At 37.6% G+C, this 11829-nt stretch carries 10 protein-coding genes; 5 read left to right on the forward strand and 5 right to left on the reverse strand.

Going from position 1 to position 11829, the window contains the following annotated elements; genetic code table 11:
- Positions 1–144 precede the first annotated feature (144 nt).
- Complete coding sequence (locus F6K13_RS04130; RefSeq protein WP_124143886.1) at positions 145–909, reverse strand: Uma2 family endonuclease; 765 nt, start codon at positions 907–909, stop codon at positions 145–147.
- Positions 910–1289: 380 nt separating this feature from the next.
- Positions 1290–2033, reverse strand: coding sequence for a hypothetical protein (locus F6K13_RS04135; protein ID WP_192901070.1), 744 nt, complete (start codon positions 2031–2033; stop codon positions 1290–1292).
- Between F6K13_RS04135 and F6K13_RS04140 the strand changes: the two genes are divergently transcribed.
- The 5 genes from F6K13_RS04140 to F6K13_RS04160 all read left to right on the forward strand — a co-directional run bounded on the left by F6K13_RS04140 (position 2025) and on the right by F6K13_RS04160 (position 8100).
- A complete protein-coding gene (locus F6K13_RS04140; protein WP_240041524.1) occupies positions 2025–2408 on the forward strand; it encodes a phytanoyl-CoA dioxygenase family protein in 384 nt (127 codons plus the stop codon). The genes F6K13_RS04135 and F6K13_RS04140 overlap by 9 nt on opposite strands.
- 1067 nt (positions 2409–3475) lie before the next feature.
- Entirely contained in the window at positions 3476–4084 is a 609-nt protein-coding gene (locus tag F6K13_RS04145; protein WP_124143883.1) for an NfeD-like protein, read from the forward strand.
- A 96-nt stretch (positions 4085–4180) separates the two neighbouring features.
- Positions 4181–4525, forward strand: coding sequence for an NfeD-like protein (locus F6K13_RS04150; protein WP_124143882.1), 345 nt, complete (start codon positions 4181–4183; stop codon positions 4523–4525).
- 276 nt (positions 4526–4801) lie between these two features.
- A complete protein-coding gene (locus F6K13_RS04155) occupies positions 4802–6184 on the forward strand; it encodes a flotillin family protein (RefSeq protein WP_124143881.1) in 1383 nt (460 codons plus the stop codon).
- 620 nt (positions 6185–6804) lie between these two features.
- Positions 6805–8100: a flotillin family protein gene (locus F6K13_RS04160; protein ID WP_124154133.1), complete on the forward strand. Its 1296-nt coding sequence runs from the start codon at positions 6805–6807 to the stop codon at positions 8098–8100.
- Between the two features lie 457 nt (positions 8101–8557).
- Here the strand turns inward: F6K13_RS04160 and F6K13_RS04165 are convergent, their stop codons facing one another.
- From F6K13_RS04165 to F6K13_RS04175, 3 genes are all read right to left on the reverse strand, one after another.
- A complete protein-coding gene (locus F6K13_RS04165) occupies positions 8558–8704 on the reverse strand; it encodes a hypothetical protein (protein ID WP_205127276.1) in 147 nt (48 codons plus the stop codon).
- Positions 8705–8998: 294 nt separating this feature from the next.
- Positions 8999–9589, reverse strand: coding sequence for a hypothetical protein (locus F6K13_RS04170; protein ID WP_124143879.1), 591 nt, complete (start codon positions 9587–9589; stop codon positions 8999–9001).
- A 553-nt stretch (positions 9590–10142) separates the two neighbouring features.
- Positions 10143–11615, reverse strand: a complete 1473-nt coding sequence (locus tag F6K13_RS04175; RefSeq protein ID WP_124143878.1) for a leucyl aminopeptidase — start codon at positions 11613–11615, stop codon at positions 10143–10145.
- Between the last annotated feature and the right edge of the window lie 214 nt (positions 11616–11829).

Below are 11829 nucleotides of genomic sequence, written 5' to 3' on the forward strand. Positions count from 1 at the left end.
CATTTTCTTTGTGGGTTTAATACCCCACCGTCTACACGGTGTTCAAAATTACTTGGGGTTAGAATCCCCATGTAATTTTCCTCCTGTCTCCTGTCTCCTGTCTCCTGTCTCCTGTCTCCTGTCTCCTGTCTCCTGTCTCCTTCTTCAACCATTACTTTCTGGATCTATCCCCGCTTCTCGTAATAATTGTTCTAAGCGTTTGGCGCGCTCTTGAACAATTTCCCTCTCTTGGCGTTCCTGTTGAAGTTCTTCTTCAGCAACAGTGGCACGACTTTCTGCCTCTAAAGCACGATTTTCTGCTTCTAAAGCACGGTTTTCTGTTGCCTCCAATTGTTGCTGAACTTCCATATAATCTGTAAATGCTTGTTCATCAGGACGATACAAAATTAGCGTTTCTGCTGTTAACTCAAACTTAATTCCTAATCTAGGAGAAACAAAACCATTCATTTCATCAATTATTTCCAGAAAAAGTTCTGAACGTAACCATCCCGTTAAACTATTTTTTTGCGGGTCATAAACATAATATTCTTCTACTCCATAGCGGTCATAAAATAATAATTTACACTCCATTTCTTTAGGTGTCTTTCCTGGAGAAAGAATCTCAAATACTACTTGTGGAGCAATATTATTTTCTTTCCATTGCTGATAAGAACCTCGGTCTCCTTTCGGTACTCCAAAAACCACCATTACATCTGGCGCTTGTCGTAATTTATTATTCCCTTCTACCGGATACCAAAGTAAATCTCCTGCCACAAAAACTTCAGCATTATCTGCAAATAACCAAGCTAAATTGTAATGAATAATTGTAATCCAACGAAATTGAATTGTATTATCTGCCATAGGCTGGCAATCACTATCTGGATAAACTATTTCTGAGTTAGTTTGGGACAAGGGAAGTTGTATTGTCATATTTTATTTCCTCACGCGCCTCAGTATTTTTAGTATAGCAATTCTCAAGAAGCGTGAGATACAAAATTGTAAGCATTTCCTTCGGAATGCTGCGCAAACAGCCGTCAGCTATCAGCTATCAGCTATTGCTTTTAGTTTACGATAAACGCTATGTGTTTAATTAATTCAGGAACAATGAAGATATATAGATATTTTGAAATAATCATTTTTTTTGCTTTCCATAAATCAATCAATATCGTTGTTCCATAGTCTGTTTTTGATTGTAAAAATATTGGCGAAATTTGGCATCAATTAAATCATTAGACTCTTCTTTATTTCCGATAATTTTTTTGGTAACTTGAACTACATCAAACTATTAATAAATTTCGGAAAAATTAATTTTATATCTTATCTCTTCTTCCTTCTTCCTTCTTCCCTCTTCCTTGTTCCCTTGGAGACTCTAAATTTTGAAACCAGGAAGACCTGACAGTAACGACAATAATTCCTATAGGCAAAAATAAAAATAACCCCAGCATTTGTAATACCAATATTCCCTTACTCATTACCAGCACCAATAAACCGTCGCTCACTCGCTGATACAATACCCCTAAAAAAGCCAACAATAATAACCCTAATAAACCAATTTGTTTCTGGGAAATATTACTCACTCCAGTGAAAACAAACGGACGACGTAACCATTTCACACCCCCCACTAAAATTTGTTCCACTATTAGCAAAGTTATCCCAGACCACATCAACTCTAACAACACTAATAATATAAACAACCAACTAACCTGTAACTCTAAAGTATAAGTAGGAATCAAAATTAGTTTAGCTGCTATGGTGTAATTGTAGAAAGCAAAAAACGGCCACTGGAGCAAAAATTGAGGTAAACTCACCAGATAATTTGGTGTAGTTAAAATTTCAGTGACTCCACATAATAATGTCGGCAATAAAAACGCCCCCATCAAAAGCAAAACATATAAACAGACAACTCGCAAAATAGAAGTCAATTTGTCAGAACGACGTAAAGCATAATTACTACATAGTTGCAAAACATAACAAAACACCAGCATATTACTCGCGCTTCTGGTCGGTGCCAGACTTCTTATTGCCATCAACCAAATAACTGTCATTTGTGGCACAGAGATTCTTATCCAAAATTGCTTTCTGGTGTAGGTAAAACAATTAATGTTTATATTGCTCTGACTGAAGTCAATAAATTTAATGGCTTTGAATTTATACCAAATGCTAAAAAAGACCGCAATTTATCTGTAAAAATGACAGACCCTTTTAGTGGCAATAATTTCTTTGAAGTTACAGAAAAATTGGCAGAAAATTCAGTCCCAGTAATTCTCAAACCAGGTCAGTTTGTGATGTTTACAGATGAACTTATCCATCGCTCTGTATGCAATACTAGCGGTCAAGTTAGACTATCATTAACTTTACGAGTTACTCAACCTAGTGTAGAAGTTTTACCTAATTATAATCCTAATTATCAACAGTCAGTATTGTTGTAGAAGAAGGAAAAGGGAAGAAGGAAGAAAGAACAATGAAGAAGTAAAGAATCAAAAAATCAGAAATAATAAATTAAGATAAACAGCAGTCTAGATAGGTATTTTCTAGAATTAGACTAGCTCCTTCTAAGTGAAAAACTATAATTTTATTTCTGTATAGCAAATCTTGAGTTGCTTAGGATATAGAGTGATAATGAATCGAATACGGAGAAATATTTTTCCCACTTTTGTCTATTGCCTGCCATATTTATGATTAATAATTATAGCGGTTTTCACAGAGAGAGGTAGACTACAAAGCTTCTGCCTTCTGCCTTCTGCCTTCTGCCTTTAAGCCAAAATCTCTGTATTCTATGTTAATGAAAACCGCTATAGTACTATGCCAAGGGCGAAAAAAGAATATTTAGAATAATAACGGGACTGAAAAGATTATCGTTCAGATATCTCCTGGATTAAAAAAGGATACTCACACTCATAAATGATATAGCGTTTCTCAAATTAGTGAGGTACACCTATATTTATTTCGATTCTATTCTATTCTATTCCCTATTCTCTGTTCCCTATTCTCTGTTCCCTGTTCCCTGTTCCCTGTTCCCTAAAACAAACGAATTTTGTACCTTACCAATATGGGAATTGCTATATAGAAGTTATTTATTTTGACAAAAAAATAAAGTTTCAAGTTCTCGCATTCCTATTGCAGGAGGTAGTGATAACTGTTTCGCTACGCCATATAAAAAACGCAATTCCTCCGGAAGAGGTTAACTGATAACTGAATTTACTCCTATAAAAAGTCTAACTATTTGTAGAAAACATTTATCACACTTGGTATTATACAATTGGAAATCTAGATATCCGCCCCCCATAAACTACTAACTTTGGGTATAATATCTCTATATCAAAATTTTCTGTATCTAACGAAGAAAGTTTTCATAGTAATTAAAAATTCTACTGATGAAATAAAAAGTAGTTTTCTAGTAAAACACAAATTTTTTTTACAAATAGCCTGAATAGGAAACTAATTTGCCAGAATATAAATAGACCAAGAGGTTGTTAAAAATTATCAAGGACAACTTATGGAATCAGCTTATGTTTTCTGTCTAATTATTGGTGGAGCATTTGTGGCACTCTCCGCCTTTGCCGGTCTAGATGGTGTAGATTTTGACCAAGACTTTGACCCAGACTTAGAAATTACAGACCAATCAAGTACACAAGTTAATACTTCAATATATCAACGTCGCCGAAGATTATGGCTACCATTATTCAGCCTAAAATTTTGGACTTTTGGCAGTTGTTTCTTTGGGCTAACTGGAATTTTATTATCGTATATTTCGCCCACTCTTTCACCAACAATAATTGCCATTATTTCTATAATTGTTGGTATTTTATGTGGCACAATTATGGCATGGGTATTACATACCTTAAAAAACCGTCAAGCTGATAGCTTGGTGCGTAGTGGCGACCTCGTAGGTCTTTCTGGAATTGTGGAGATTCCTTTTGATAAAAATAGTAGAGGAAAAATTAGATTAAATGTGAAAAATTCTGTTATAGAATTGATGGCTTTTACTGAAGAATCTAGGGAATTTACTAGAGGAGAAAAAGCATTTATCGTGGGAATAGAAAATAATAGAGTATGGGTAGTATCAGAAAATTATCTAGATAAAACATCAGAGGATGAATCTTAATTTTTTTCAGCTATCCTCGAACGCGATTTTCCAATTCCCCAATTTCAAGAAATTTTATGCACAACTTAAATATAGTTGCGAGATGAATAAATCGGCATGAAAAATCAACTTTTAATGTTAGCCTATATTTCAGTGGGAGTAGGAATATTTGGTGGGATGTTAATAGTATTATTGTTGTCGATTTTTCGACAAAACCAAGTAATAAATAGTCTTGTCAGACCTCAAGATTTTTTAGGTCTACCCTGCACTGTGGAAATTCCATTTGATACTCATAGTAGAGGTAAAGTTAGTTTAAATGTTAAAGGTTCTAGCATAGAATTAATTGCCCGTACAACAGAAGAATCTAAAGAATTTACTAAGGGAGAACAAGTATTTATTATCGGCACAGAAAATAATCAGGTGTGGGTAATTTCCAAATCATCTTTTCAACACCAGGAATAATCATCAATGAAGAAGGCAGAAGGCAGAAGGCAGAAGGCAGAAGGGAAAATTGCTTATGGATAGTTAACAACCGGCTAGTCCGTGTCTTATAACCCCAAAAAATTTTAAGCACCCCCGTTGACGGTGGGGTATTAAACCCGCCACAGAAAAGATAATGAATAATCGCAGAGATTTTTAGGGAAGAAATAAACGATTTGTAGGCCAGTTAGCTCGAACTTTCATACTACTAGATGAAAAATACTATATTTCACAAAAATCAATGAGGAAATTTAACTAATGAAAAGTAAAAATTTAGAATCAAATAAAGCCGAATTAACCACTGTAGAAATAGCACAAATTCCTCCTGTAATACAAAAGGAGCCAATTCAGAATTTTACAGGAAAAATTTCTACAAGTTTGCCCATCGCTCTATCTATATTTGGAGTGATAGTATTAATCTGGTTTATCAACACATTCATACAAATTTGTAAACCCAATGAAATACTAATTTTATCCGGTCGGAAACGGCGGACAAAAGAAGGGGAAACAGTTGGTTATCGCGTAATATTTGGTGGTAGAGCAATTCCCATCCCAATTCTAGAAACAACCAAAACAATGGACCTACGCACCATGCCAGTACCTGTGGAAGTGCGGAATGCTTACTCCAAAGGCGGTACTCCACTAAATATTCAAGCGATCGCCAATATCAAAGTTTCCAATGACCCGAAAATAGTAGGCAATGCCATAGAAAGATTTCTCGACCGCGACCGCTCAGAAATTACCCGTGTAGCAAGAGAAACTCTAGAAGGAAACCTGCGGGGTGTGGTCGCCACCCTGACACCAGAACAACTCAACGAAGACCGTCTTCAATTCGCCGAACGCATTGCTGAAGACGTGAGTCGCGACTTAGCAAAATTGGGTTTGCAACTCGACATCCTGAAAATTCAAAGCGTTTCCGATGACGTAGACTACCTAAACTCCATTGGTCGCAAACAAATTGCCATGATTCGCCGAGATGCTGAAATAGCTGAGTCTAACGCCAAAGCAGAAGCAGACCAAATAGAAGCTGACTGCCAACGACAGTCAGAAACTGCCAAAACCGAGTCATTAACATTAACCGTTAAAAAAGAAAACGAACTCCGTAAAATTCAAGCAGAGTTGGAACAGCAAGCACGTTCAGAAGAAGAACGAACCAAAGCAGCAGCTAAAGAAGCAAGGGCAAGAGCAGAACAATTATTGCAAACAGTCCGCGCTGAGTTAGAGAGATTGCGTTTAGAAGCGGATGAAGTATTGCCAGCAGAAGCACAACGGCAAGCAAAAGAACTCATAGCAAAAGGAAATGCTGCTTCTCTTTCAGAAAATGCTCAAGCTGAAGCTTTAGTTAACGATATGCTTTCCCAGGTTTGGCAAGAGACTGGTAAAGATGCTGCGGAATTGTTCTACTTACAACAAATTAGTATGATTTTGCGTGAGTCTGCTAAGGTAACCGAACAAGTTAAATTGGAAAATATCAAAGTTATCGATAGTGGAGATGGCAAGTCAATCGCTAGTTTGGTGAATGCTTATCCTGAAATCTTCCGCCAGTTCCTCAAAAATGTCAATCAAACCCTTGGCGTTGATGTGACAGGAAACTTCAGCAATGGGAAAGAAGTTACCTCAAATCAGGTTAAACAGTTATAGGTTAAGTATTTAGGAGTCACCGAGTCAGTCCTCAGTCCTCAGGAGTTAGAAGGGAAGAAAGGAGGAAAGAAAGGAATTGAGTAAAGATAATTTCAGTATTTCTTTGGTACTGTCGGTACCCGGAGTTCTTAAATTTTATTTATAACTGACCCGTCCGAACACGATCGGGACTTATGCAGAGACTCTCCTCCTGACTCGGTGACTCCTATAAAAAGCCTAACTATTTTTAGCAAACATTTATCAAATTAGTAAGTAGGTGAGCATAAATAAACACAATATCATAGGACAGGTTTTGAGAACTAGACCATTCTTACCTCAAAGCTTTCAGTTAAACCTACCCCTACAATTTTTTCAACGTTTCATTAGACCTACCTACTTATATCATGTCCGGTTAAACAGTGATAAATAAATAACTACGGAGTCCTCAGGAGTCAACCCACCCCTCGCCCCTCCCAGGAGGGGAAGTCAGGAGTCAGGAGGAAAGAGGTAATAAAGAAGAACAACAGCAGAAGAAGGAGAAAGTTTTTTTATAACTAATTATCCGGACATGATATTATTCTTTCTTCTTCCCTCTTCCTTTTTCCTTCTTAAATCACTAAAATAACGGAGTAAAAAAAATCATGGAAATAGTATTAGCGTTACTGGCAGTTTTCGGTCTTGGTACTGGTGCAGGTGTCTTTGTCATTCGCAACCTTTATTATATTTGTCAACCAAGTGAAGTCCTAATTTTTTCTGGAAGTCGTCACCGTGTTGGAGACAGCGATAAAAAAGTTGGATATCGTCTTGTCAAGGGAGGTAGTAGCATTCGCGTCCCCCTATTAGAACAAGCTTTCCGCATGGACTTGAGTAATATGATCATTGAACTTAAGGTTAATAATTCTTATTCTAAAGGTGGTATTCCTCTCACAGTTGAGAGTGTGGCAAATATCAAAATTGCTGGTGAAGAACCTACTATTCACAACGCGATCGAGCGGCTGCTAGGCAAAACTCGCCAGGAAATTGAAAAATTAGCTCAGGAAACTCTAGAAGGAAATTTGCGTGGTGTTTTAGCTTCTCTGACACCAGAACAAGTCAATGAAGACAAAATTGCTTTTGCTAAAAGCTTGCTGGAGGAAGCAGAAGACGACCTAGAAAAATTAGGTTTAGTTTTGGATACTCTACAAATTCAGAATATTGCTGATGATGTAGGATATCTTGATTCTATTGGTCGAAAACAACAAGCTGAATTGTTACGAGATTCTCGTATTGCTGAAGCACAAACCCAGGCAGAATCAATTATTCGAGAAGCAGAAAACCAAAAAAATACTTCTTTCAAACAGATTGAAACGAAAATTGCTGTAGCTCGTGCAGAAGCTGAAAGGCGCATTCAAGATGCGGTGACAAAACGGCAAGCAGTGGTGGCAGAAGCGGAGGCTGATATTGGGTCAGAGGTAGCGCGGACTCAGGCTGAGGTGGCAGTGCAGAATGAGCGTATTAAGCAAGTTGCACAACAGTTACAGGCAGATGTAGTTGCTCCCGCAGAAGCTGAATGTAAACGAGCGATCGCTACTGCCAAGGGAGATGCTGCTGCTATTGTCGAACCAGGAAAGGCACAAGCAGAGGGTATTAAGAAGTTGGCAGAATCTTGGAAAGCTGCTGGTGCAAACGCACGAGAAGTTTTTCTATATCAGAAGTTGGAAGAGTTGCTGAAGATTATGGTATCTACTGTGCCAGAAGTTGATGTGGATAATGTTACCGTAATTAATGCTCAAGGTGGAAGCAATGCGACAAAAATGGCTGCTTTTTTTGAGGAGTTAAAGCAAACTACTGGTATTGATGTAGCTGCTACAGTCAATAGTTTAAGCGATCGGGGTATAGGGAGTAGGCGAGATGGGGATATCGAGACACCCAGAAACTACTGGACTGACACACCTTAAATGGTGCCTTAGTCAGTCCAGTAGGGTGTGTTAGCGATAGCGTAACGGAGCGAAACATTTGGGATAGGCGGTGCGTTACATTTCATTAACGCACCCTACTAGACATCTCCAGAAAAGAGGCAACAGGCAACAGCTCCGGAAAGCAACAGGGAACCCACCCCGAACCCCTCCCAGGAGGGGAATAATTGATAATTTATGGATAAGAATTGATTTTATTTTTATTTTTACCAGATGTCTACTAGACTGACACACCTTAAATGGTGTCTTAGTCAGTCCAGTAGCGTAACGCACCAAAACATTTGAGATCAGCGGTGCGTTATACCAAATTAATAAATATTTGCTACAAATAGCTAGGATATTTCTTAGGAGTCAACCCACCCCTAACCCCTCCCAGGAGGGTAACTCAGTCGGATAGAGTCAGAATCAATAGCTTCAATACCATTTTTCAGGTCGTAAATTATTCTTTTCTCTTGGTGCGCGTTCCCTTGCGACTGGCGTCGTCGCGGGGTCGCACCGCTTTGTCAAAGGACATATCCTGCATTTGTCTTTTTATTCCTCTTACTATTCGTAACATTATTTTTTCACGCTTGGTATTACATTTCATTAACACACCCTACTAGACTGTCGCTTAACCTAGCCTACTTGCTAAATACTATTTATTAACGTGATGTAAGCCTTTAATCATCTTTACCATTTTGAGGGTTATTTTGACACTTTCCAAGTGTAGCATTACTTTTGATAAATGGTATAACTGGATATTAGGAAAAAAATTGATGGTTTAAAGGCAATAACTTTGAAGTTTTATAGTGTTCCAGTATTCTGAACTTTAGCTTTAAGTTCTGCTCTAGTTTTTATGAACTGATTACCAAATTCAGTTACTCGACAATATTTTGTTAAATCAATAAATAGCCTTATATCCTCTATTACTGTCTGTTTCCATTTGACTAATGTAGCTTTTTGGGTCAATTAATTCAATCAATTTAAAATCTCGCAATATTCTTAAATCAATAGCTGCATTCGGAGTTACATGAAAAGAGAAAGGCAGATTTTGTGCAGTATAAAGATTTAAAAAATGAATAATTTTGTATTTTGATTCATCAAGCAAAAAGTTAAACATAAAGGTTTGAAGTGAGTCTAATTTCTTTTGTTGTTGCTGAATTAGCTCTATTTGTTGTTGCTGTAAAGTATCTATATCTTCTTTTTGTTTATCAACTTCTTGTTTTAATTCTCGGAATTCAGCTTCAAATCCCCCGCTACCTATTTTTAAAGTTTTGATCAAATTTAGTAAGTCTGTTTGAAATAGGATAATTAATAAGAGCAAGCATACATCACTAGGAGTTATCTCAGGGATTTTAGCTAATTTTCCTGTTTCTATGCTAGTAATAATCGGGAAAATTAATAATCTGAGAGAAAGATAAAAAGTGACAAAAATAGAAGCTATTTTAATATACATGGAAAAAGGCTTGTAAGATTTTTCGTTTTGATTCATAGTTTATTTATTCGTAAGGATTCAGGTGGAGGAGTATTGACAAAAGAGACAATAGGGTAGAAAATCGCATCCATGAACAAAAACCAGCCACTAGAACAAGATAGAGAAAGACTAAACCAGTTGCCTACTGAGGAACTGGTCATTTATGTTATCAATTATCAGTTATCAGTACCTCTGCAATAAGGAGGCTACGAAAATACGGAATTCTCTTTTTTTTATCCCCTTAAAAGCAGAGACCTAGATAGCAAAACTTCATCAAAACCACCATCAAGCAACCTACTCAAAAAACCAGAAACTGACTACTAAAAATCGGCGTTGGTGAATCAAACTATGAATTAAGATATTTGGGTGTTGCATAATCAAGGAACGAACTAATCATTACGGAGTTTGCACGCAACGTCCCTACATCCAACCTATTCCCTAAGCACAAAAATCATCAGGATAATTCACCAAAGCCTAAAAATCATAATCATTCAGCAACGTCAATTTCTGACTCCTGAACTACTGACTCCTTTCTCAATAACCTAAAAAAAGTTACACACTTGACTAATTTCTAACTCAAAACCCAATTTACCAGAGTCCGAACGCCATAACCAGTTGCCCCAGCATTATTGTAACCATTCTCAGCATCTATCCATACAGGACCAGCAACATCCAAATGCGCCCAAGGTGTATCTTTAACAAACTGCTTCAAAAATAAAGCAGCAGTAATAGCACCACCAGGACGAGGTCCAGTATTTTTCATATCAGCGTGCATAGCTTTCAACCCCTCAAAGTATTTCTCCTCCAAAGGCATCCGCCATAGTTTCTCACCAGCACTTTCTGCTGCTGCCGCCAGTTGCCCCGCTAAATCATCATTAGGACTCCATAAACCAGCAATATCATTACCCAATGCCACAACACAAGCACCTGTGAGAGTAGCTAAGTCAACGATCGCATCTACTCCTAATTTATCGGCAAAAACTAAAGCATCGGCCAAAGTTAAACGCCCCTCTGCATCCGTATTGTTAACCTCAATAGTTTTACCATTAGAAGCAGTGAGGAAGTCTCCAGGGTGCATGGCGTGGCCACTAACCATATTTTCAGTGACAGCGCTAATAAAGTGAACTTCCACATCTGGTTTTAACTGAGCGATCGCCTTCACAGTACCAAAAGTTGTACCAGCTCCACCCATATCAACTTTCATTATTTCAATACCACTACCAGAAGGCTTTAAGTTTAAGCCACCAGAGTCAAAAGTTAAGCCTTTCCCAACTATTGCTAACTTTTTACGAGGAGTACCTTCTGGTTTGTAGGTGATATGAATAAATTTTGGTGGAATATCGGAAGCTTTAGCAACTCCCAGGAAAGCTCCCATGCCTAATTTTTCACAATCTTCTTGTTCTAAAATTTCTATAGTTAGCCCAAATTCTTTAGCCAAAGCTTCAGCAGTTTCAGCCATAGTTATTGGGGTACAAGAATTAGCAGGTGCTGCTACAAGTTCCCTGGCTAGGATCACCCCAGAACAGATTTTCTGGGCACGGGCGATCGCTTCATCAGAGCCAGCTAAACCGATTAACTCTACTTTTTCTACATCTGGCCCTTGATCTTCCAGTTGAGATTTAAAGCGATTATCTTGATGGAGGACTAACTCAATGCCTTCTGTGATGGCTGTAGTTGTTGCTTCAGCATTGTCACATATTGGCAAGCTAATGCCTAGAGTTTTGCACCTCTCCTTTTTTGCCAAGCGTCCACAAGTTGCTGCTGCTTGGCGCAGAGTTTCTAATTTTAACTCTTCCGATTTACCCAAGCCCACTATAATAATTTTACGGATGGATTTTTTGCTGCCCACACGAGTCGAGGCACTGCTGTTGACTTTACCCTTAAATTCTGTTTCTTCGATTAGTTCAGATAAAGTGTCAGTCAGCTTTTCATTCAAATAGGCCATATCCCCGGTTAATATGCTATTGGTATCTTCAAATAAACCAATGGCTAAGGCATCTCCGGTCCATTCTAACAGAGGTGTATTGATTGCTCTAATTTCCATCTTGATTTCCTTTTAACTGGTAATTGGTAAATGATCTTAATCGTTTTTTTGAGTTCAAACTCGGATAATTACTTTTTTAATTATTTTTTTGATTAAGTTAATATGTCAGCATTTCCTCCTGAATACTTACCTTAATATACCTTAATTTTGGGAATAGATTTCAATAATCAGAAAAGAGATCGTTGAAACTGGGAATGGTTTTTTAGGTATCAGC

This window comes from Okeania sp. SIO2B9 (genome assembly GCF_010672505.1).
GTDB lineage: Bacteria > Cyanobacteriota > Cyanobacteriia > Cyanobacteriales > Microcoleaceae > Okeania > Okeania hirsuta.